The sequence below is a fragment of the Acetobacter conturbans genome (genome assembly GCF_011516755.1).
Classification (GTDB): domain Bacteria; phylum Pseudomonadota; class Alphaproteobacteria; order Acetobacterales; family Acetobacteraceae; genus Acetobacter; species Acetobacter conturbans.
In genome coordinates, this window is the sequence record NZ_WOSY01000005.1 from 265,911 (window position 1) to 288,417 (window position 22,507).

Consider the following 22,507-nt stretch of genomic DNA (forward strand, 5'->3'; position numbering starts at 1 on the left):
TCCGGGACGCCCATTCCGGCGGCCGCATAGGCGCGTCGAAAAGACCGCTTTTCTATAAAAGACGTAGAGCGAAACGTCAAGATTAACAAAAAATCATCTTAGATAATCATTTGCTAACGTCTTTTCAAGAGTCTGAAAATCCTCGGGAGGCATTGTTTCAAACAGCATGACTTCTCCCGTTCGCGGATGGGTGAATCCAAGCCGCGCCGCATGAAGCGCCTGTCTCGGGAAATCGAGCGCGTCGTCGCGTGCCTCTCGCGGGCATGTCTTCGAAATCGACGGCACGCGCCGGAGGTAAAGCGGATCGCCGATCAGAGGATGGTTATTGGCCGCGAAATGCACGCGGATCTGGTGAGTCCGTCCCGTGGCGAGCCGACACTCCATCAGTGCGGCATACGTCCCGAATGCGCGCAGGACAGTATAACGGGTCAGCGCTTCCTTGCCCCCGTGGTCCACCACCGCCATCCGCTTCCGGTCCCGCTTGTCCCGGCCGATATTGCCTTCATATTCCCCCTTGGTTGGGGAGGGGACGCCCCAGCAGAGCGCGAGATAAGCACGATCGATCCGCCGTGCGGCAAAATCCTCGGAAAGTGCGCGGTGCGCCAGTTCCGTCTTCGCCACGATCATGAGACCCGACGTGTCCTTGTCCAGCCGATGCACGATTCCCGGTCGCCGCTCCCCGCCGATTCCCACAAGACTGTCGCCGCAATGTGCGATCAGCGCGTTGACCAGCGTGCCGGTCTCATTGCCCGGTGCCGGGTGGACGACCAGCCCCGCCGGCTTGTCCAGCACGAGCAGATCGCTGTCTTCGTAAAGGACGGGCAGCGGAATGTTTTCTCCTTGCGGCATGGCAGGCGTGGGAACCGGAATGTCGAGCACCAGCGTAGCGCCCGCCCGCACCGGTTCGGCCGGTTCGGTCAGGGGTTCGCCATTGCGGGTCAGGCGACCGTCGTCGATCAGGTTCCGGATGCGGGACCGCGAGAGGTCGGTGAAGCAGGCCGCCAGCACGCGGTCTGTCCGCTGGCCGGTGAAATCCTCGGTGATGGTCAGGGTGCGGAGGCCATGGGTTGTATCTGTCATGGGTGTCATTTACAGGCCGACCGCACCAGCAGGGAAGGAATGACGACATGGAGCAGGGCACTTTCGCACGGCGCGGCCTTCTAGCCGTCGTCATCGGCATGGGATTGCTGATCGTTCTGGGGACGGGCGGGCTTGTGGCGATCCTCATTCATCGGATGTCGCATCCCCGGCAGGCCACGATTGTCCCTGTAGCATCCACAATTCTTTCAGAAAAACCATTCCTCCTGCATGAGCCAGCCGGAACGCGGATCGAGAGTATCGCCTGGCAGAATGGTCCGGTCATGGCTGTTCGCCTCAGCGGTGGTGGTCCGGACCGGATCGTGCTGTGGGATACGGCAGCCGCCCGCACGGTTGGTGAACTGGATCTGGTGCAGTGATCGTCTGTTGCGAATAATTATTTTTTAAGAGCGCTTGTATTGATACCCCTGTTGCCGTAAGAAGCCGCCCACGGCCAATGTCCCATTCGTCTAGAGGCCTAGGACGCCGCCCTCTCACGGCGGCAACAGGGGTTCGAATCCCCTATGGGACGCCATTTTTAACGGTTTTCTAAAACCAGCTCATCAGCATAACATTCTTTGCACCACCCCTCGGAAATTTCTCGGAGGGTGGGTATGGGCACGATATTTCTCAGATCTGAAAATCAAAACTCTGCTGCTTGCCAGTGTGACCCCTTTCTGGACATCCAAAAATGGATCGTCAGGCACGTTGCTGTTTAAAAAGCGCTCTCCCTTGCCATAACGGGCGAACCCATAGAGGTCAGGCTGGCAGGCAAGGTGATGAGGGTGGAACAGCAGGTCGAGCCGTTCGTCTGCCATTGATTGCTGCCCAGTTCATCGCCAGCAAGATATGAGAAGGATTGCTGGCTGCTCTGCCCGAAAAGAGACTACCGTCATCATCGATCGGTGATGTGGCAGCAATATCGGGTGCCTTTTTGCCCATCAGGATGTCAAGCTGCTTTATCCCGCCGAGCAAAAATAGAAAAATATCGGACAGGTCTATCTGGGCTCTTTATAAAAAATTCCGGTACATACAAAGCATATCTGCACAATTCAAACGCTGGAAATACATTGCTGCGCGCAGGAAAGGGGTGCTCATTACTCCATGTAAGAAATTTGAATTGTTTATTTTAAAATAAATAGTTTTAAGGGATATGGCAGAAAACTTTCCAGGGTGAGCTACACAGTGCTCCCTCAGAGGAAGAAGCTCTTTCCACCGTTCAATCTGACTCGCAGGCCAAAAGGGCAGCCATCACTTTTGCCGACCGGGATACTGAAAAAAAAGAGCTCTTCATCACACGAAGGTTTGTCCCCAATCCGTATGGATGGCGCATGCCGGTGGGGAACTGCGCGCTACCCTCAGGAAGGTGAACCAACAGATACGTCTTCCTGCATCGGTCCTCGCTACGGCGATCACCAGCATGCACGCGCTTGCCGTTCCGCATGGAACGAAGGGCGGAGAAAGGCATTTCCTCTTATTGTGAGCGCCTGTAAGAAACCATCTCCGTCGCAGGATAACGAACTTTAGCGTATGACCGTTTCTCATTCTCCCGTGCGCCGCCGCACTCAGGCTGATCGCAGCGCTGTAACGCGAACCAAAATCATACAGGCGGCCGTCAGTCTGCTGCAGACCCAGGGGTATGCCGCGACAACTATCCAGCGCATCGCAAAGACTGCTGAAGTCAGCCTAGGCGCGCTGCAACATCACTATCCGACAAAGGCGCTGATCATGGCCACGGTGCTGCGGCATTATGCGGTCAAGCGCGCTGGACTCTATCGTCACGCCATGAGCCTGAAGGGACGTCCCGAAGAACGGGTGGACGCCATGCTGGACGCCATGTGGGCGCTGGTCACAGATGGTCCGGATTTCATCGCAACGGTTGAGATCGAACTGGCAAGACGTAGCGATCCTGAGCTTAAAGCCGCAACGGAACCGGTCCTGGCCCGCATCGACCAGTTCATGACACGCTGGCTCTCCGGTAGCCGCAAAGCGCCGCCTGACGCCCATTTCGTCCGCCTTCGCCAGATCAATTCCGCCCTTTTGCGGGGTATCTCCGTGGAAATCGCCCGCGGCACATCCGTCAGCGAATTGAAAGACAGCTACATGCTCTGGCGGAATTTTACGCGTCAGGAACTCCTGAAAATCACAGTCGATAAGCCCTGAAACCCGCATTGGGCTGCCGGTGTCGGGGGATTTTATTCCTTTTCCGTAATTAATATGCTTGACGAACATAAAACAAGTAGGATGTATTGTTTGTTGTTGACCCCGGTATGATCCACCCCGGGCCGTCCATATTGAACACAGAAAAGGTCAGGTCAGGACAATGGCAATCCCACCACTGAGTGCCGGACAGGTCTCGCAGCCCGAAATTCAGGAACGCCTGAAGAAAGTGCGGGAAGGGTGTGAAAAGGCTGGTTTTTCCGCTTACATTTCCTTCGATCCGGATAATATCTATTACCTGACTAACTTTGCGAACTTCGTTCATGAACGTCCGTTTATCCTCGTCATAACTGCGACCGAAACGTTCTTTATTGTTCCCAGACTCGAAATTCCCCATGTCGAGCGCCATAAGGTGGGTGATCTGACACTGCTGGAATATGCTGAATTTCCAGCTCTCGTCGGTTCACGCTGGTCTGATCGACTGCAAGATGCGCTGCCGACACAGGGCACGATCGGTATCGAAGGGGCCTGTCCGGCATGGTTGCGTGCCGCCGTTACCAACCCGACAGAAGTTCTCAATGTTGTAGACAAAATCAGAGAGATTAAGTCTGCTCATGAAATCTCCCGCATCGCCTGGACCAGCGATGTGATGACAAAAGCCCTGCAGCTCATGCTTGCAGAAATGAAAAATGGCACGCTCGTCGCTCACGCCATCAGTGGCGTCACACCATATTTCTATCAGCGCTGTCTGGCCGATGCTCCCCACTACAATGTCATGTCCAGCCGCGCCGCCGGTCTCATCCAGCCCCCAGCCTATACCGATGATCCGCATAATTTTTCCTGCCTGACGGCACCGTGCCTGCCGGGTGGCCCTTTTCTGGCGCTGATTGCCGGAAAACTGAATGGCTACGGCGCGGAAATCGAGCGGACAGTCTTTTTGGAGCACATCCCGGAAGAAGCGAAACGTCCTTTCGATACGATGATGGAAATGCGTTATAAAACCTACGACATGTTGAAGCCGGGTGCCATTGGATCGGAAATCGACGCCGCCTGTCAGGCGATCGCTCACAAAGCCGGTTACGATACACCGCTCCATCGAACAGGCCACAGCTTTGGCGTCACGAGCCATGAAGCACCATTCCTCGCTCTGGGTGAAGACAATGTCATCCAGCCGGGAATGCTCTTCAGCGTCGAACCCGGCATCTATGTCAAAGGTAAGGGTGGATACCGGCATTCGGATACGGTGCTGGTGACAGAGACCGGCTACGAAATACTGACTCCCTACCCAGACAGTAAAGAAGAGCTGATCTTTTCGTAATTCTGTATTTCTGGATATGAGGCATAAAGCCATCCCATGCGTCATGTGCAGAATGACCAGACCAGCAGTCGCTAAACGGTGCCTCTCTCGTTCGGATTCCTTCAACGCCGGACCGTTCAGGTCCTGACGGGATATAAGCTGATGTCCATTGCAGACAGGCTGGAAAACCTTCCATTTTCCCGGTTCCATTACCAGCTTCTTCTTCTGGGAGGTCTGGGTTACTGCTTTGACGGTCTGGACGGCGCCATCCTCGCCTTCGTCATGCCGTCACTTCAGAAACTCTGGGCACTGTCGACCACACAGCTCGGACTGCTCGGAAGCGCGGCTTTCCTCGGATACTTCATGGGTGCTCTCTCAGCAGGCATCCTTGCCGACCGGTATGGACGACGCCCCGTCATGATGTGGGCGCTCGCCTTTTACTGCATCGGGTCTTTCGCATCGGCTTTTTGCAGTAGCTGGCACAGTTTTATCCTTTGTCGCGTTTTCGCCGGGGCCGGGACAGGTGCGGAATCTGCCATCATTGCGCCCTACCTTTCGGAGTTCGTCTCAAAACGCTACCGCGGTGTTTTTACCGGTGCTCTGGCTGGATTTTTCTCTTTCGGATTCGTGGGGGCTGCTGTTCTCGGATATCTGCTTATCCCCGGTTCTGTCGAAGGCTGGCGCGTCGCGCTGGTTTTGACCTCCTGCCCGGTCGTCATGCTGCTCTGGTGGAGACGAGCCCTGCCAGAATCTCCGCGCTGGCTCGAAAAGAATGGACAAATCCAGAGCGCCCATACGATCCTCTGCAAAATCGAAAAAGCAACAGGCGTTTCATCACCGGAATACCCGACCGCACCGGATACTCCGGAAAAAAGACCCTCGTTCAGCGAACAGATCCTTCGTTTCCGAACAAAAAAGCTTCGGAAACTGACACTGATGATCTGGAGCCTCTGGATTGCGGTGACATTCAGCTATTACGCGTTCTTTTCCTGGCTGCCGACTCTGCTGATCGCCCGCGGCTTCACCGTTGCCCATAGCTTCGGTTTCTCGATCGCGATCTTTGCTGCACAGATACCGGGATATTTTAGCGCGGCTTACTGCAACGAGGCATTGGGCCGTAAGGCAACGCTGGCCACATATCTTTCTGCTGCCGTCATAAGTGCGCTGGGAATGGCTCTTTCGGATTCCTCCGCTACCATTCTGGTGTCGGGAATGCTGCTCTCATTCTTCATGAATGGAACCTATGCCGGGGTGTACGCCTACACACCAGAAGTTTTCCCCACGGACTTGCGTGCGACCGCCATGGGCATGGCTTCGGCCGTTGGTCGCATTGGCGCCATCGTTGCGCCGCTGCTGATTGGCGTCCTTTATCCTCGTGCCGGTTTTCCGGGTGTCTTCGGTCTGACTGCCTTTGTCCTGTTACTGGGAACTTTTTCGATCATTCTATTTGGACCCTCTACGACAAACCGGTCTCTTGAAGAAATATTTGATGAATATCCACAATGAAACTGACAATAAAATATCTCGATAATTAACCTTAACAATCTCAAGTTCCTGAAAATATCGTCGAAAAACCTAAGGGAGATCAGAAATATGCCTATATTATTCCGGTATCGAAACCATATTCTGCTCTGCACCAGTGCTTTGGCGTTGTCCGCAGTGGTTTCGTCCCGCAATTCGGTCGCAGCGACTCCAAAAACAGCACACGCCTCCGATCACGCCGGGCGCGGCAATGCTCCGTTAGGGCCCATGAGAAAGCACGCTCTGGCGAAGGGATCAGAAAATATCACCGTCAGCCGGTCTCGAAATGTTTTTGGTCAAACAGCCAGACAACATGAAGGTGTTTCTGTCACCCATATCGACAGCAGCACGCTTGCTCGACATCAGGTGACGGATGTGAAAGGGCTGATGAACCTGGCCCCTAATCTGACAGTCCAGCCCCAGGGTACTGGTTCGAGTGTCAACTTCACGCTGCGCGGTGTTGGCCTGAACGATTTCACGGCCAACAACACGCCGTCTGTCATGACCTACGTAGATGGGGTAGCCCTGCCGATTGGCTATATGGCCGGAGCGGCAATGTTCGACATGGCAGGGGTGGATATCAATACTGGTCCATCTGGATTTACACACGGTCAGACAGTCACTGCTGGCGAAATCAATGTCAAAACCGCAGACCCGACAAAAACATTTCATTATGGTGCTTCAGAAGACATCGCCAGTTATAATCGTAGTATTACCAATGTTTACGTCTCGGGGCCTATTGCTTCAAACCTGCAATATCGGATTGCAGGTTTCACACAGCAGGGTGGTGGATTCCAGAAAAATATCAATACAGGCCAGACCCTCGGGAATGCCGATAAAGGAGGCCTGCGCGGCAAGCTTGCCTGGCAGCCGGACGATAAGACAAACATCGTGTTCAGTGGAAACTGGATGCAGGACAACTCTCAGGCCATGGGCGCGTATAATATTCAGGACCTCTCGCGCAATACGCCAGCCTATACAAATAACCTAGATACCGGATGGGGTTTTCGACCTGCATTCCTGAAACTGACAGGAAATGCGAAAGCTACAAAGCCGTCTTACAACAACACTTTCTGGGGCGGTGGCATCAATTTCACCCGTAATCTCGGTTTTGCCGACCTGACAACCATCAGTGCATTTCAGCAGATGTATGTTCATAACCTGATGGATCTCGATGGTACCCGCTATGCAATCTATGATGATGATGTCAACACAGATGCAAATATGTTCTCCCAGGAGGTCCGGCTCTCATCAAGGCCCGAGCAGAAGCGGATAGAGTGGGCCGTCGGCATGTATTATGACCGTACGGATATGCACTCGACATTCTTCAACGACTTCACGCAGTCCGGCTCCCGTCCCTACGTGCAGCGCACAAGCTACAATCAGGATCAGCAGGCATTTAGCCAGTACGGTCATCTGCGTTTTGAAGTCACAAAGAAACTGCATCTCATCGGGGGCATTACGCACGAATCCGATGATCGAACCCTCAGCAATATGGAAACATTGCGCTATAATACGCCTCTGTACACGACCCCTTTCGATGCTCACTATGGTCGTCATGGTGCTCTGACAAATCAGTTCTCCGGCATGGGCGGTATTGAATATCAGGCCCTGAAAAACCTGATGTTCTACGGATCAATCCGTAAAGGCTTTAAGCCCGGTGGCTTTACGGCCAACAACACTGTTATTGAATCTCAGCTCACACCCACCAAACCGGAATCCCTGCTCGCCTATGAAGTGGGATTCAAGTCGGATTATCTGAACCATAAACTCCGCATCAACGGAGATGCGTTCTGGTACGATTACCATGACCAGCAGGTTGTCGGACTTGCTTTTGTTCCGGACTATGGTGTTGTCGGTCAGTATCTCAATATTCCGAAAAGCCGGATTTGGGGACTGGAAATGGAGATCGATGCTAATCCTATCCCCGGCCTGCTGCTGCATCAGCACATCGGTTACGAACGGGGAAATTACAAGGACTACAACGCGCTCGATTCAACCGCCATGACGGTTGCCTACATGAAAACTGGCGTCCTGAGCCCGTATTATCGGAGCTACGATAATGTGGACATGGGTATCCCCAAACTGACTCTACAGGGCTCGGCCTCTTATAAAGCCCGTCTTGGCCGCGAATGGACCCTGACGCCCTATATTGATTACAGCTATCGTGGTGCCCAGCAGAATGTTCCCGGCAATACGCTCTATCGCATGCGGGCCTATTTCCTGATGGATATGGGACTGACTTTTGCGCCGAAAAGCAACAAATGGTCCATCTCAGCCTACGCCAACAACATTCTTGATCGTCATTACGATATCACACGTGAAACAGGCCTGAACGGCATTTTTGGTGTGCCCGGAGCGCCCCGTATGGTCGGGGGACGCTTCCGCGTCGATATGTGATCGGGAAGACCGTCAGGGTGGTATTTTATGGGGGGTAGCCCGCCTGACGGCCTGAAAGCAGGCGGTTATCGGGCCACCTTTTATCCACTCACTAAGGGAAGCGACCTCTTTTCCAAGCAGAGAGGCTGCCTCCAGGTGAGGCGGGGCGAACTGTTATCCCCCGTGTGAGCGGCAGATGACAGGCCGGCCCGCAGACGGTTTTGTCCGTGAAACCGCGCACAATGTTTCCGGGCTCAGTTTTGGCCATATCGACTGATCGAAAGATCGCACAGGCCGAAACAGGCCCCTACTATACTGCTGAGTTTGCGCACAAATAAAGAAAGGCACACATTGAGGCGACGGTATTTCAGGAGATCGCGGGCTGTGTAGGCCGGAAGAAGTAAAAGACGCTTCATTATTCTATAAAAGATATCTTTTTTGGTGTTATATTTCATTTCGGCTTTTGTCTGGTACATGCCCGTCGACAAGGATCTGAACACCAGCCCGGAAAGGGTCAATCTGTCTTTCGGAATAATTTCAGTCACTTCAGCTTTCGGTGCCCACGCCAATTTGGCTCCGCTCTTGAAAGCGAAAAGGAAAAACTCGAAATCTTCACCACCGCTTTTTCCAAAATTCGGATCGAAAGGCTTTCTCTCAAGGCGCCGCAGGAAAGCCGTCGCGATTGCCAGATTACCGCCCTCGTTGAGCATATCGACATAGCCTTCCTTGACGGGAAGGTAGGACGTATTGGTGGCGCCTTCACCCCAATATGTTTCGATGGACGGGACTTTCGCAACAGGCCCACCAATCAGGTCTGCTTTCGTTTTCTCCGCGACTTTCATCAGTTCCTGAAGCCAGTCGGGTGACGGAACCTGATCATCGTCTATGAAAACAACCCACTGAAGATTCACGAATTCCGTGAGGCAGTATTGTATGAGCGTATTTCTGACAGCGGTGACGCCACGTTCCGTGACGAAGATTTCGGTGAATTTCTCCCGGTCGGCCTCACCAAAATCGTGGTCTTCAAACACACTGACATTGTCATTGTTGCCCACAATGATGACAGTATTTTCGTTCTTATTTATGGATGATATGAGCTTCTTGAGAAGTTTATAGCGTTTATATGTAGGAATACAGATCGCAATTTCTGTGTTTTTTTTATCATTAATCATTTTTGACCTCACATATCCCATTTCTAGCCGATTGTTTGCCATGAGGAAAGTATGGTCAATTGGTTTCTGGGGCGGGGCATTGCTTCGAAAATAAATGTAATACTAATGTATTTTCGTGGTCATCAGAGTGTATTTCAAAGTAGTGCGTTCTGATAGCTGGAGTGCGATACGGCTTCTTCATAAAGGACTGGCAGTTGCGTGACGTAGTGAACGCATAAAATAGCCACAACCCCCGATGCAAACATCAGGTTTTCCATCAGGAAGAGGTTCCCTGCCTGAAAAGACAGGGAACCTCCTGTTTCTGGAGTCAGTTATTCATTGCTTCGAAGAAGTCGTTATTGGATTTGCTGTATTTCAGCTTGTCCAGCAGGAACTCCATAGCATCCATCGTGCCCATCGGTGCGAGGATACGGCGAAGCACCCACATCTTTGACAGCGTGGCACGATCGACCAGCAGTTCTTCCTTACGGGTGCCGCTCTTGGTGATGTCGATGGCCGGGAAGACGCGTTTGTCGGCCAGCTTGCGGTCGAGAATGAGCTCGGAGTTACCCGTGCCCTTGAACTCCTCGAAGATGACCTCGTCCATGCGCGAACCGGTATCGATCAGCGCGGTGGCAATGATGGTCAGCGAGCCGCCTTCCTCGATGTTACGGGCCGCACCAAAGAAGCGCTTCGGACGCTGGAGGGCATTGGCGTCCACACCGCCGGTCAGCACCTTGCCCGATGAAGGCACAACGGTGTTGTAGGCGCGGGCCAGACGGGTGATCGAGTCGAGCAGGATGACGACGTCGCGCTTGTGCTCGACAAGCCGCTTGGCCTTTTCCAGCACCATCTCCGTGACCTGCACGTGACGCTGTGCTGGTTCATCAAAGGTCGAGGCCACGACTTCGCCACGCACGGAGCGGGCCATGTCGGTGACTTCTTCTGGACGCTCGTCGATCAGCAGAACGATCAGGAAGACTTCCGGATGGTTGGCCGAAATCGAGCTGGCGATGCTCTGCAGCATCACGGTCTTACCGGTGCGCGGCGGAGCGACGATCAGGGCGCGCTGACCCATGCCGATTGGCGAGACAAGGTCGATGACGCGGGACGTGAAATCACGCTGTGCGCCCTTTTTGCTCTTCGTCGGTGCCTCAGTTTCAGCCGGGGTCTGACCCTCGACTTCCATCTTGAGGCGGCGCTCAGGATAAAGCGGCGTGAGGTTGTCGAAGTTGATCCGGTGACGGACGGCCTCCGGAGCCTCGAAATTGATCGTGTTGACCTTCAGCAGCGAGAAGTAACGTTCGCCATCACGAGGTGCGCGGATCTGACCCTCGACGGTGTCACCGGTGCGCAGGCCGAAGCGGCGCACCTGAACCGGAGAGATATAGATATCGTCGGGACCGGGGAGATAATTCGCTTCCGGGGAGCGGAGATAACCGAAGCCATCCGGCAGGATTTCCAGAGTTCCTTCACCATAGATCGCCTGGTCATTGTCGGCCAGCGTCTTGAGAATGGTAAACAGCAGCTCCTGCTTGCGAAGCGAGGAGGCGTTCTCCACGCCGAGTTCTTCGGCATAGGAAAGAAGATCGGCCGGAGACTTGGCCTTGAGTTCAACGAGATGCATGCAGAGTGCGCCTTGATTTGGCAGGCAGAACAGGGGGGAGAGTCAAGTCTTTCGCAGGTCTGAAGCCAGTTGGCACAGTTCCTGAATTCGGTGGGCGCAAGGCCGGTTTCCGGATGGCGAAAATCTTGATCGTAAGGAACGCATCAACAGAATTACCCATTGATGGTGTGTTTCCCCTATTCCGCGTCTCTGTGCCTGTCAAGTATATCTCTTCAGATCAGACCCGCATTACCGCGGTGAAAGGGCGGTTGTGGGGGAAAGAGCCTCACGAAAACCGACTGCCGTGAGCCAGTACTGATCCAGAGAGAAGGACGGCGAAACGACATTCTGAAACTGCGCGCTCAGCAAGACAGGCTTATTGCGGGTGCGGAAGCTGCCGGAAAGACTGTCCGGTGTGCATGTGCCTTTAAAGGCCAGCACCCGGTCGGGTAGCCTGACGGTGAAAGCACATGAAACGGCAATGCCCGGCGGTGCAGGAGATATCGTGCCCGTCAGTGAACCGGCCAGAACGGGGCGCATGGACGCGTCGAGTGCGGCGAATTCTCCGGAAAGGGAGGACGGTCCGGTTCCATGAAACCCAATAACCAGCCGCTGCGGCATGGTCCCCGACAGGCCGCCATAACGCCAAGGCTCCGTGGTCATTCTGTCCAACAGGCTTTTGGGGGAGGGAGATTCGGCTTTCGCCGGCGCGGTCAGGGCGAGCGACGAAAGCACAAGAACGGGAACGACACTCATCCGGAGCATGAAGGAAGCCTCCTCTTTGATGCAGGGCCTGAAGGGACAGGATGATTCGTCATCGCCCTAGGTCCGCAGTCCGATAAGCCACGATAACGTCTCAGGAGGAAACGGATAGAGTCCTAGCGGGTTCCGGCCTTGAGCCAGCCCCGGTGCCAGAACCACAGAAGTGGCAGAATGACCGAAGTCGACATCGCGGAGAGTGCATACCAGTAGCCATAGGCCCAGGTGAGCTCCGGAATATCCTTGAAGTTCATGCCATAGACGCCGGCAATCAGCGTGGGAGCGACGCCGATGAAGCTGACAACAGTCAGGATCTTCATGCTGTCATTCTGTTCGATGCTGATGAAGCCGAGCGCCGCATCGAGCAGGAACTGAATCTTGTTGGAAAGCTGCGCCACGAAATCCGTCAGGGAGGTGACATCGCGGCTGACCGTGGACAGGCGTGCTGCCAGCGGACGAGGCAGCGTCTGTTTGCGGGTTTCCGAGATGAAGATGGCTATCCGGTCCAGTCCCAGCAGACTGTCACGCACCAGCGAAGAGAAATCCTCGGCATGACCCACACGTCTGAGAATGGCGCGCTGCCATGCCGCCAGCTGGGTGCCGGATTTCGGATCGTAACCCGAGAAAACATCGCGGGAGAGCTGGTTCAGATTGAGGCCGACATGCTCCAGCACGTCCGCAAGTCGATCCACGATGCACTCGAGAATCATCACGAACGCATCTTCGCTCGTGATGGCCTCCGGCGTTTCGACGATACGCCGGGCGGCATTGTCGAACGAGGCGTAGTCCGAGAAACGGATGGTGACGAGCCGGGCCGGAAGCAGAACGAAACCGATCGGCGAGGAATACAGGTCAGTATCTGTACGCCGCACGAGTGGCAGCGACATGTAAACAGCATCTTCTTCCAGATGCAGCCGCGAAGAACTTTCGATCTCTTCCAGATCGGCGCGCTGGGGAATGATCTTGCCGACCAGCCGTGCCGCCAGATCGCGTTCGGTCTCCGTGGGATCGACAAGATCAAGCCAGATCGCACCGTCGGCGTCTGCCTCGGTTTCGACGGCTCGGGCCGGTTGGCCGTTCCGGTGGGCCAGAAACATGAAGGCACTCCTGAGGTGTCCGGTCGTCGCGTTCTGATGATGTTCTTACAGAATACGCCTTGCGCCGCAAATACAGCCCGGCACGACGTTCACGGAACTTTAAAGTTTGTAGCGATGAAATCGCCTGCAACGATCAGACATGTGGGGGAGCCGTGACGAATCTGAGTGAGCATGATGAAGCGCTTCTGCAGGAAAAGACGGGTCTCACCCGCGAGGCGATCAGGACCATCGAAATGTTGGGCTTTACCCTGACGCGAACCGCCTCTCTGCTGAGCTACATGAAGGATCTGGCGGAAGCCGCGGAAACGCAGGCCGTGTCCGAGAGAATTCCCTCAGGAGAGGGGGCAGCGTCCCGCACAACCCCTGATGCCGTCAGTAATGCCGCGAAACATCAGTGATAGCCTGCGCTTTTTCTGATCCGTAAAAAGACCGAAGACAACAAAGAAAATCAGGACACGGCGCAGGAAATACAGTTTCCAGGCCGCTCTGATGTAAGGCCGACGGACGAGCAGAAGCGCATTCCGCAACGCGTAATAGTCCCGGATCGGGGCATGGAGCGTGATGCTCCTGCCGAACAGTTTCTTCCTGCCGGACCCTATCGTGTGCGCCATGACATGTCTGTTCGTCAGGAAATGCCTGTAACCCCGTGCTGCCGCCCTTAGTCCCCACTCGACATCCACAAGGTCGATAAACAGCCCCGCATCCATCAGGCCGGTTTCACGAAGAGTGGCAACAGGGATCAGGGAGCCGGACGCGATGATGAAATCGGCTTCAGCAACCACATCCGGCCCTGAATCGACCGGCTCACGTTTGATTCCAAGGCCGTGCGCCCGCCAGATCGCATTTAGCTGGCCATCATGCGTGTCACGGAAGAAATTCCCCACGGCACCCACGCGGATATGACGGGATTCGAGGTCGCTGCAAAGATCGAGAAGAGCGCGGACCGTCCCCGTTTCCAGAACCGTATCCTGATCCATCAGCAGGATATGACTGGCCCCGGCCGCCATGGCATGCCGGATTCCGACATTCTGGGCGTGCGCTATGCCCTCATTGTCCGGCAGTTCCAGAAATTCATGTCCAAACGGGGATGTAAGCTGCCGGAGCGCGCTTGCATTGGCGGAATGATTATCGACGACGATGGCAGCGTCGATCTCCCGTTCCAGCGACGTCAGGACATTTTGAAAAGTCGCCGGGTCCGGATTGTAAGTGACAATGATGGTCCAGACTTCACAACTCATCAGGCAATTCCAGAAAAAGATGTGTGCATCGGCAGATTCCGGAAACGCCGCAGCGATATCGTGGAAATCGGATAGACTTTTTCCGTTCGTCCAGCATGTCCGGAAGGGATTTCGCAGTCATTATGCCAATGGATTCTGGTCGGGCTGAGGCGGAAAGTCGCTCCAAGACCCGGTGGTTCCAGCCTGCGTTTTTGGGAGACAAACAGGCTTTCCGGCGTTGTCACTCGATATCGCTGGAAAGATAAAATCGTTTTTGCATCTGTAAACACCGCTGGAGAGTCCCTCAAGGCAGGAATCCCCAGCGGATAAAGCAGAAAACTACGCCGCTTTGTCAGAGAATAGCGTGTCCACCGTCCGGGCAACGCTCACGCGCCAGTCGGGCATTTTCACGCCGAACACACGGTCGAGCTTGCCATTGTCCATACGGGAATCAGCCGGGCGCTTGGCCGGTGTCGGCCAGTCTTCCGTGCGGATGGCCGATACGTCAGGCATTTTCTGCCCATGCCGGGCAGCGTCCTGCAACGCGGCGACGGCCAGTTCATGCCAGGTTGCTTCACCGGTCCCGCAGGCGTGATAGATGCCGGCATAGTCATCTTTCCAGCCACCACGCTCGATGAGCCCTATGATGGAGAGAATCGCCTCAGCAAGATCGTCGGAACTGGTGGGATTGCCGCGCTGGTCACCCACAACCTTGAGGGCCGGGTTCTTGGCGCCTGCATTGATCATCGTGCGGACGAAGTTCTTGCCGTGCGCGGAATAGACCCATGAGGTGCGCAGGATGATGGCCTTTGGATCGGCCGCTATCACCTTCTGCTCACCTTCGGCCTTGGTGCGGCCATAGACGGTCTGTGGCGAGACTGGGTCGCTTTCCAGATAGGGAGCGCCCTTGTCACCGGAAAACACATAGTCCGTGGACACATGGATGAAGGGAATGTTCCGCTTCGCACAGGCGGCAGCCAGAAGAGCGGGCCCCGTGCAGTTGGCGGCGTCCGCTCCGGCGACTTCCTGCTCCGCGAGATCCACGGCCGTCCACGCGGCAGCGTTCACCACCGCAACGGGCTTGTGGGCGTCGAGCACCGCTTCAATGGTGTCAGGCTTCTCGAAATCGAATTCAGGACGTCCGACGCGGTCAATGCGACTGCCGCCCAGATTGGCGAGAGACGTGGCGAGCTGGCCATTGCCCCCGGTCACGAGGATCGGGCCGTTATCAGATGTACCGGTCATTTGTACTGGAACCATCCCTTGGCTTCTGAGAACTCTGGCGCTTGCAGATCTTTCTCGGACAGAATGGTGTCCTCGGCCTTCATCGGCCAGTCGATCGCCAGTTCCTTGCTGTTCCAGATGACAGCACGCTCGGAGGCCTTGTCATAAAGCGCCGTGCATTTGTACTGGACTTCGGCATTGTCCGTCAGCGTGCAGAAGCCATGCAGGAAGCCCGGCGGAATCCAGAGCTGGGACCAGTTGTTCTCGGACAATTCCGCAGCCACCCACTTGCCATAGGTCGGGGAGCCGGTCCGTGCATCAATGGCGACATCCCAGATCGCCCCCCGGGTGCAGCGGACAAGCTTGCCCTGCGCGTAAGGGTCGAGCTGGCAGTGCAGGCCACGCACAACGCCTTTTTCGCGGGAAAGACTCTGGTTGTCCTGCACGAAAGGCAGGTCGATCCCGGCTTCCTTCATGCGCTGGATATTGTAGGTCTCTGAGAAGAATCCCCGATTGTCGGAAAAACGCGGCGGGGTGACGAGAATGACGTCAGGAATAGCCAGACGCTCGACCTTCATAGATTCTGCTCCAGTAAATGAAAAAATGGCCGGAAGCCTGTCAGGATTGCTTCGGCTCAATCATCCCCGCCAGAAGAATCCGGCGGGGAAATTGGGCAATGTTCAGCCCTGATACCCGTGATCGGCGAGTTCCTTGAGCAGGCGACCGAGTTCGGTCTTGCCCATTTTGGCGGCGTGGGAACGCAGTTGGTCGGCAGTGATGTAACCCATGCGGAACGCTACTTCGCCCGGCGAGCCGACGAGCATGCCCTGACGCGCTTGAATGGTGTGCACGAACTGACCTGCCTGCATGAGGCTTTCCGGCAGTCCGGCATCAAGCCAGGCACAGCCGCGTCCGAGGCGATCGACCTGCAGGCTGCCTTCTTCCAGATAGAACCGGTTGAGGTCGGTGATTTCCAGCTCGCCACGGGGGGAGGGCTTCACCTTGCGGGCAAAGTCATAAACCCGTTCATCATAGAAATAGAGACCGGTGATGGCCCAGTTGGACGCCGGTTCGGCAGGCTTTTCCTCGACGGTGAGGGCCTTGCCCGTCTCGTCGAAGCTGACGACGCCGTAACGCTCCGGATCGCGGACCTGATAGGCAAAGACCGTTGCGCCCTTCTTGAGCTGGGCGGCCTTCTGCAGCAGGGTCGAAAGATGGTCGGCGAAGATCAGGTTGTCGCCGAGCACCAGCGCGCAGGGACTGCCCTTCAGCCATTCACCGGCGACCAGAAACGCCTGTGCAATGCCGTCCGGCGAAGGCTGCTCGCGATATTCGAAGCGAACCCCGAACTGCGAACCATCGCCGAGAAGCCGCTTGAACTGCGGCAGGTCGGCGGGTGTGGAGATGATCATGATGTCCCGGATACCGGCGAGCATGAGCGTCGTCAGCGGGTAATAAATCATCGGCTTGTCGTAAACCGGCAGCAACTGCTTGCTGGCGGCAAGAGTCATTGGATACAGGCGTGTGCCTGATCCGCCAGCCAGAAGAATACCCTTCATGCTGGTCTCGACAGGGGCTGTCTTGCTCATGTTCGCTCTATCCCGGAACGTTATTTCTTGGCCTGACCGAGACGCTCGCCGGTATACCGACGGGCGCGGATGGCTTCCCACCAGTCCCGATTGTCGAGATACCACTGGATCGTACGGCGGATGCCGGTCTCGAAATTGTGCTTCGCCTTCCAGCCAAGCGCATTTTCCGCGTGTGTCGGGTCGATCTCGTATTTGAAATCATGACCCGGACGATCCGTGACAAAACGGATCAGGCGTTCGCGCGGACCCGCCGGATCAGGCTTCAACTCGTCCAGAACCGCGCAGATGGTCTTCACCACCTCAAGATTCGTGCGGGGCTGACGGGCACCGATGGCGTAGGTCTCACCCGGCTCGCCAACTTCCACAGCCTTTACCAGCGCTTCGGCATGATCCTCGACGAACAGCCAGTCACGGACGTTCTCGCCTTTGCCGTAAACGGGAAGTTCCTTGCCCTCGATGGCGTTGATCGTCACCAGCGGGATCAGCTTTTCCGGGAAATGCCAGATGCCGTAATTGTTCGTCGTGTTGGTGACGAAGGTCGGCAGACCATAGGTGTGATACCATGCGCGGACCAGATGATCGGACGCCGCCTTGGACGCGGAATACGGGCTGCGCGGATCGTAGGGCGTGGTTTCGGTGAACGGAGGATCGTCGAGTTCCAGCGCCCCGAAGACTTCATCGGTGGAAATATGGTGGAAGCGGAAGGCCGTGCGGGCGGCCTCGTCCAGCTTCTGCCAGTATCCACGGGCGGCTTCGAGCAGCGTATAGGTGCCGACAACATTGGTCTGGATGAACACGCCCGGGCCGTCGATCGAGCGGTCCACATGGCTTTCCGCCGCCAGATGCATGACCGCGTCCGGACGGAACTCCGCGAACAGCTTCGCCAGAGCCGGGCCGTCGGTGATGTCCACTTCCGCGAAATTGTAACGGTCCGAGGATGCCACTTCCGCCACTGTCTCGGGAGAGGCGGCATAGGTCATGCAGTCGACGTTGAGAACCGTGTGCCCGGTCGCCCCGATAATGTGGCGCACGACAGCGGACCCGATGAACCCACATCCGCCTGTAAGAAGAATTCGCATCAAACCATCCCGTTTCGAGAACCTACCAAGGATCTCCGTGCCTAATAGCGGAGGCGAGGCATGACTGCCAGTGGATGTGCGGTTAATTGCCTCTGTTAACAGCCTGCTACACCTTGAGTATCCGATTAACCATAGTTGTGGCATCCTTGATGTTCATTTAACGGCAAATGGACGCCCCATCTTGGCACCTCTCCCTGCGTCGGCAGTCTCCGCGTTTCTGGACCGTCCGGATCTCCGTTTCGTCGCGGATGAAGCGCGCTTACGAATCGACTCCGGCAGCCCACTTCCGTTTCGGGTCCTGTCCGCAAGAGAGATCCTCATTTCTGAAGCGCTGGCAGGTAATCTGAGCCGAGGGCAGGGCGTGTGGCGCGTCCGGCACGCGCTGGAACTGGCGGCCCTGCTCGCTGATGAGGGAGCGGACGGCGGCACGGTGTCTCCAGCCTCCACTCAGGGGCTGCGCGCCTGTTTTGCAGCAGCCCGGACCGCTGCTCTTTTCCGGGCTTTCGATGGAGCCGAGGGTGAAGGAAAGCAACGGGAGCCAGACTGGCCGATCGTGCTCGCCGGACCGCACGCGCCCTCCGCCGCCACGCTGGCGAAGATCTGGCCGCTGTTGCGGGGGCTTCTCCCATCGCCGTTGATCCATGGCGAGGAACTCGTTCCGGAAGCGTTCGAGGATCTGGCCGCATGGCTCGAACGCTCATGGGCGCTGATCGGGCCTTCAGAGACCCTGATGGCGGCCGGAGGCGATGCGCGCCTTCAACTCGATCCCCGGACCGGTCTCAACCATTACGGGTGTTCGCATCGCCCGCGTCCCTGGGCGGCGACCTTCGCCTCATCAACAGCATCCTCTGTCTCGGAACGGGGATTCGCCGCAGCCGAAGACGCGCGCCTGACGCTGCAACGGGCCCTTCTGCGCGACAGGGGGCAAACCGTCCTTGCCGACATGGCGCGGCAGGTCCGCACCACGCTGGCGCATTATTACGGCCTGCCCGACGGCGATCACGTCATTCTGGCTCCCTCGGGAACCGATTGCGAACTGGCCGCCCTCGCCATCGCGGAAATGAATCCCGATGCTCTGCCCGTCACCAATATTCTGATCGCCCCCAACGAGACAGGGCGCGGTGTTCCCCTCGCTGCCGCTGGCCGCCATTTCGCTGACGATACCGCGCGTCTGGCGCATGTGCCCGCTGGAGAGGCGATCAAAGGTTTCGGTCGGCCGGGGTGCGCCGAAGTCGAGGATATTCCGCTCCGTGCCCCGGACGGCAGCGAGATCGCGGCGGCTGTGCTGGCAACCCGCTGCGCGCAGCAGGTGGAGCGGGCCATCGAAGCGGGGCGGCATGTGCTGCTTCATCAGCTAGATCTGTCCAAGACAGGATTGCTCGCACCCACAGAAGACGTGCTGCAAAGATTCGCCCTTCAGTTTGGCAGGCAGTGTGACATTGTGGTGGATGCCTGTCAGGCCCGACTGGTGCCCCAGCGGGTGAGTGGATGGGTGCGGGCCGGACGTGCTGTGATGGTGACGGGTTCCAAATTCTTCACCGGCCCACCTTTCTGTGGCGCGCTTCTTTTGCCGGACACATGGCGCAAAAGGCTTGATGACGGCGCACTCCCTATCGGACTTCGGGCCTATGCCGGTCGGAGCGAATGGCCGACCTGCACAGCATCCGCCTGTCTGTCCGATGTGGTGAATCACGGCCTGATCCTGCGCTGGACAGCAGCTCTGGCGGAAATGGAGGCGCTGAAGGCCGTCCCTCCTGCCGAGACCCGCTGGCGTCTGGCCCGTTTCCTCACCGCCGTGACTGAAGCCATCGCCGAGCGCGAAGATGTGCTGCTGCTTGAAGCGCCGGTGCCCGATCGTCCCCAGATTCCGGACGCATGGGACGACATGGTGACCATTCTCAGCTTTCTGGTCCGGGCTCCTGGCGACGATGGCGCGGCCTCCTTCGTGCCGCTGGGGCTGGCGGAGGCCCGCTGTCTTTACCGCTGGCTGAACGCCGATCTGCGGCCGGTTTTCACGCGGGACGAACCGGAACGTCAGAGCGCCGTGGCGGGATTGCTGTGCCATATCGGCCAGCCGGTGGCGGTGCCGTCTGGAGCACTCGACGGTCGATTGGCCGGTGCGTTACGGATTTCGGCGGGGGCAAGGCTGGTGTCGGGGGAACCCTCCCACGCCGCTCTCGGGACGGATGTGCGGCTTGCGCAGGAGATTTCAGACGCCCGCACGGTGCTTGAAAAGATCTCCCTGATCCGGCGTCACTGGCAGCGGATTGCCCGTTACGACCCGCTGCCTACTTATGCGCCTGCGACCGATGCGGCACTGGTTTCGCGCAGTGTGTCACAACAGAATGGAGAGAACTGATGGCGGCCGCCTCGTCTGGCCCTTGTCCTGAAGGACAGCAGAATCATGGTAATTTTCTTGATGCACCCCGGCTGGAGCGCGGCGTTACACGCTTCTGGCTGATCCGGCACGCTCTGGTGGAAGAGAACGCCCGCGCCATGATGTATGGCACGATGGACGTGCCCCTGTGCCCGGACAGTCTCGTGGCGCAGCAGCCGATGTATGAAGCGCTCGCCCACCGCCTCCCGTCCGATGCATGCTGGTTCATCACACCCCTCTCCCGAACGCGTTCCACGGCACAGGCCATCCAGAATGCAGGCTATGGATCGCGGGACGTCACGGTCGAACCGGGGATGCTGGAGCAGGAGTTGGGCGAGTGGCAGGGGCTTTCGCATGGAGAGTTCCCGAAACGCCTTGAGCGTGCGCCGCACTATTTCTGGCCGCTATCGGGAGAAGAAAAACCACCGGGCGGCGAGAGCATGATCGATGTCTGTGCCCGTGTGGGAAGCACGCTGGAGCGACTCGCGGGTGCCTATCCGAAACAGGATATGGTGCTGGTCAGTCATGGAGGCGCAATTCGTGCCGCTCTGGCGCATGCCCTGAAAATCAGCGCCGATACGGCCCTGCATTTCTCCATCCAGAATCTTTCCCTGACGATTCTGGAGTGTCACGACGGCATCTGGCGTGTCGTCACCGTTAATGAACTGCCCGGAATCTGAGGAGGCCGCGCTGTTCTTTTCGGGAATGGAGCAGCTCGTCGTTTTTTCTGAAAAATCTCTGCAATGGGACTTGCGCACTCCGAAAGCCTGCTTTAAATCACCGCTCATCGCAGACGGTGCGGGCGTAGCTCAGGGGTAGAGCACAACCTTGCCAAGGTTGGGGTCGTGGGTTCGAATCCCATCGCCCGCTCCAGATTTTCCAAGGAAAATCAGGCGGTTAAAGACGTTCCTTCGGGACCGTTTTTTGTTTACAGTGTGCCGTAGCACAGGAATGTAAGCATTTTGTAAGCAGCCCGGAGCAAATCGGGGGTGGCTACGGCGTAGCGTGCCGAATCCCGTGGCACACATCGTCAGGATGTTCGGGCGGGTGATGTTCATAAGTAGAACAGCGCTCTTGAACGAGATGCCGGCTAACAAGAGTATGGCAAAGGCCGTCATGCCTGTGCTCCTGGCCGTTTCGCGATGCTCGTGACCCATGCATGCAGGGCGGAGGCCTCGTCTGGCAATGCCAGCTTCAGTCGGCTACGGGCGAAATCCAGCGTGACGAACGCGGTGATGTCAGCGATCGAGAAGGCATTGCCCGCGACATAGGGTACATCGCGCAGCCGGGTGTCCAGATCGGCCATGAAATCGGCCAGCCTCTGACGGCCGCGCGCGGTAAGCTCGGGGATTTGCGCATAGCCGTGTGGTCCGACCAGTGCGCGGCCCGACAGTCCCGGCAGGCTGTTCCGTACGGCTTCCATCGCGGCAAGATAGCCGTCGATCTCCATGCGCCGGTCCCACATGCCGATGATGGCGCGTTGTTCTCGCGTCGCGCCCATCAGAGGGGGATCGGGATGCAACTCCTCCAGATAACGGCAGATGACGGGCACCTCGCTGATCGCGGTGCCGTCGTCCAGTTCCAGGACGGGAACGGTGCAGGAGGGGTTAAGGAGGCGGAACGTGGGCGCGAACTGCTCGTGCTTCGCCAGATCAACTGTAACGATAGGAATCGTCAGCCCTTTCTCGGCGATGAAGAAGCGCACACGCCGTGGATTGGGGGCGGTGGGGTAGTCGTAAAGCTTCATGGCAATGCTGCGCGCGGGTGATGAGAGGGCGGAGACTCCGACTGTTCCCGGATGGTCGCGAGCATGCGGCGGCGGATCAGGCCGCTGACCGGGCGGATCAGATACCAATAGGGCGTGAAGCGACGCCTGGCCCGGTCCGTGACGCAAAACACGCGGGTTTCCGTCACCAGCCGCTGGGTGCCGTGTGGTCCCCGCTGGATGGAGAAGCCCAGAGCGAGCTTGCAGAC

Annotated in this window: 20 protein-coding genes, 2 tRNA genes and 1 pseudogene; 10 read left to right on the plus strand and 13 right to left on the minus strand. The window is 57.1% G+C overall.

The annotated features are described in order from the left end of the window. Nucleotides 1–93 precede the first annotated feature (93 nt). Nucleotides 94–1,080 (minus strand): RluA family pseudouridine synthase, encoded by a 987-nt coding sequence (locus GOB81_RS07445; RefSeq protein WP_173569737.1) that lies wholly within the window; start codon nt 1,078–1,080, stop codon nt 94–96. 47 nt (nt 1,081–1,127) lie between these two features. On the opposite strand from GOB81_RS07445, the gene GOB81_RS07450 reads away from it, so the two are divergent. After that, complete coding sequence (locus tag GOB81_RS07450; RefSeq protein ID WP_173569738.1) at nt 1,128–1,457, plus strand: hypothetical protein; 330 nt, start codon at nt 1,128–1,130, stop codon at nt 1,455–1,457. A gap of 79 nt (nt 1,458–1,536) precedes the next feature. Then, nucleotides 1,537–1,612: transfer RNA gene (locus GOB81_RS07455), tRNA-Glu, on the plus strand. 28 nt (nt 1,613–1,640) lie between these two features. Here the strand turns inward: GOB81_RS07455 and GOB81_RS07460 are convergent. Beyond that, nucleotides 1,641–1,895, minus strand: a complete 255-nt coding sequence (locus GOB81_RS07460) for a hypothetical protein (protein ID WP_173569739.1) — start codon at nt 1,893–1,895, stop codon at nt 1,641–1,643. A 712-nt stretch (nt 1,896–2,607) separates the two neighbouring features. Here GOB81_RS07460 and GOB81_RS07465 point away from each other — a divergent pair. The 4 genes from GOB81_RS07465 (at nt 2,608) to GOB81_RS07480 (ending at nt 8,455) form a co-directional block, all read left to right on the plus strand. Next, nucleotides 2,608–3,240, plus strand: a complete 633-nt coding sequence (locus GOB81_RS07465; protein WP_173569740.1) for a TetR/AcrR family transcriptional regulator — start codon at nt 2,608–2,610, stop codon at nt 3,238–3,240. Between the two features lie 160 nt (nt 3,241–3,400). Further along, nucleotides 3,401–4,555, plus strand: a complete 1,155-nt coding sequence (locus GOB81_RS07470) for a M24 family metallopeptidase (protein WP_173569741.1) — start codon at nt 3,401–3,403, stop codon at nt 4,553–4,555. Nucleotides 4,556–4,696: 141 nt separating this feature from the next. Next, nucleotides 4,697–6,040 (plus strand): MFS transporter, encoded by a 1,344-nt coding sequence (locus GOB81_RS07475; RefSeq protein ID WP_173569742.1) that lies wholly within the window; start codon nt 4,697–4,699, stop codon nt 6,038–6,040. Between the two features lie 87 nt (nt 6,041–6,127). Continuing rightward, the gene (locus GOB81_RS07480; RefSeq protein ID WP_173569743.1) at nt 6,128–8,455 is read left to right on the plus strand and encodes a TonB-dependent receptor; all 2,328 of its coding nucleotides are present in this window, start codon (nt 6,128–6,130) and stop codon (nt 8,453–8,455) included. Between the two features lie 233 nt (nt 8,456–8,688). On the opposite strand, the gene GOB81_RS07485 is transcribed toward GOB81_RS07480, so the two are convergent. From GOB81_RS07485 to GOB81_RS07500, 4 genes are all read right to left on the minus strand, one after another. Continuing rightward, nucleotides 8,689–9,606 carry a glycosyltransferase family 2 protein gene (locus GOB81_RS07485; protein WP_173569744.1) on the minus strand — a complete coding sequence of 306 codons (918 nt, stop codon included), beginning with the start codon at nt 9,604–9,606 and terminating at the stop codon, nt 8,689–8,691. Between the two features lie 307 nt (nt 9,607–9,913). After that, on the minus strand, nt 9,914–11,212 hold the full coding sequence (rho, locus tag GOB81_RS07490) for a transcription termination factor Rho (protein WP_173569745.1): 1,299 nt from the start codon (nt 11,210–11,212) through the stop codon (nt 9,914–9,916). Nucleotides 11,213–11,440: 228 nt separating this feature from the next. Beyond that, complete coding sequence (locus tag GOB81_RS07495) at nt 11,441–11,956, minus strand: hypothetical protein (protein WP_173569746.1); 516 nt, start codon at nt 11,954–11,956, stop codon at nt 11,441–11,443. A gap of 113 nt (nt 11,957–12,069) precedes the next feature. Then, on the minus strand, nt 12,070–13,047 hold the full coding sequence (locus tag GOB81_RS07500) for a magnesium transporter CorA family protein (protein ID WP_173569747.1): 978 nt from the start codon (nt 13,045–13,047) through the stop codon (nt 12,070–12,072). A 152-nt stretch (nt 13,048–13,199) separates the two neighbouring features. Here GOB81_RS07500 and GOB81_RS07505 point away from each other — a divergent pair, with 152 nt between their 5' ends. Continuing rightward, nucleotides 13,200–13,445, plus strand: a complete 246-nt coding sequence (locus GOB81_RS07505; RefSeq protein ID WP_173569748.1) for a hypothetical protein — start codon at nt 13,200–13,202, stop codon at nt 13,443–13,445. Here the strand turns inward: GOB81_RS07505 and GOB81_RS07510 are convergent. The 5 genes from GOB81_RS07510 to rfbB form a co-directional block, all read right to left on the minus strand. Continuing rightward, a complete protein-coding gene (locus GOB81_RS07510; RefSeq protein ID WP_173569749.1) occupies nt 13,380–14,285 on the minus strand; it encodes a glycosyltransferase family 2 protein in 906 nt (301 codons plus the stop codon). The genes GOB81_RS07505 and GOB81_RS07510 overlap by 66 nt on opposite strands. A gap of 318 nt (nt 14,286–14,603) precedes the next feature. Further along, complete coding sequence (rfbD, locus tag GOB81_RS07515) at nt 14,604–15,509, minus strand: dTDP-4-dehydrorhamnose reductase (RefSeq protein ID WP_173569750.1); 906 nt, start codon at nt 15,507–15,509, stop codon at nt 14,604–14,606. Next, nucleotides 15,506–16,066, minus strand: coding sequence for a dTDP-4-dehydrorhamnose 3,5-epimerase (gene rfbC, locus GOB81_RS07520; RefSeq protein ID WP_173569751.1), 561 nt, complete (start codon nt 16,064–16,066; stop codon nt 15,506–15,508). The genes rfbD and rfbC overlap by 4 nt, the downstream gene beginning before the upstream one ends. A gap of 102 nt (nt 16,067–16,168) precedes the next feature. Next, nucleotides 16,169–17,047 (minus strand): glucose-1-phosphate thymidylyltransferase RfbA, encoded by an 879-nt coding sequence (gene rfbA / locus GOB81_RS07525; protein ID WP_173569787.1) that lies wholly within the window; start codon nt 17,045–17,047, stop codon nt 16,169–16,171. A gap of 50 nt (nt 17,048–17,097) precedes the next feature. Further along, nucleotides 17,098–18,156, minus strand: coding sequence for a dTDP-glucose 4,6-dehydratase (gene rfbB / locus GOB81_RS07530; RefSeq protein WP_173569752.1), 1,059 nt, complete (start codon nt 18,154–18,156; stop codon nt 17,098–17,100). Nucleotides 18,157–18,337: 181 nt separating this feature from the next. Between rfbB and GOB81_RS07535 the strand changes: the two genes are divergently transcribed. The 3 genes from GOB81_RS07535 (at nt 18,338) to GOB81_RS07545 (ending at nt 21,406) form a co-directional block, all read left to right on the plus strand. Then, nucleotides 18,338–20,515 carry a hypothetical protein gene (locus tag GOB81_RS07535; protein ID WP_173569753.1) on the plus strand — a complete coding sequence of 726 codons (2,178 nt, stop codon included), beginning with the start codon at nt 18,338–18,340 and terminating at the stop codon, nt 20,513–20,515. Then, nucleotides 20,515–21,213, plus strand: a complete 699-nt coding sequence (locus GOB81_RS07540; RefSeq protein ID WP_173569754.1) for a histidine phosphatase family protein — start codon at nt 20,515–20,517, stop codon at nt 21,211–21,213. Before GOB81_RS07535 ends, GOB81_RS07540 begins: the two co-directional genes overlap by 1 nt. 118 nt (nt 21,214–21,331) lie before the next feature. Further along, a tRNA-Gly gene (locus GOB81_RS07545) sits at nt 21,332–21,406 on the plus strand. Between the two features lie 241 nt (nt 21,407–21,647). Here GOB81_RS07545 and GOB81_RS07550 read toward each other — a convergent pair. Beyond that, a complete protein-coding gene (locus GOB81_RS07550; protein ID WP_010516374.1) occupies nt 21,648–22,280 on the minus strand; it encodes a glutathione S-transferase family protein in 633 nt (210 codons plus the stop codon). Next, nucleotides 22,277–22,507 (minus strand): annotated as a pseudogene (locus GOB81_RS07555) (hypothetical protein); the annotation flags it as partial. The gene GOB81_RS07550 and the pseudogene GOB81_RS07555, both read right to left, overlap by 4 nt.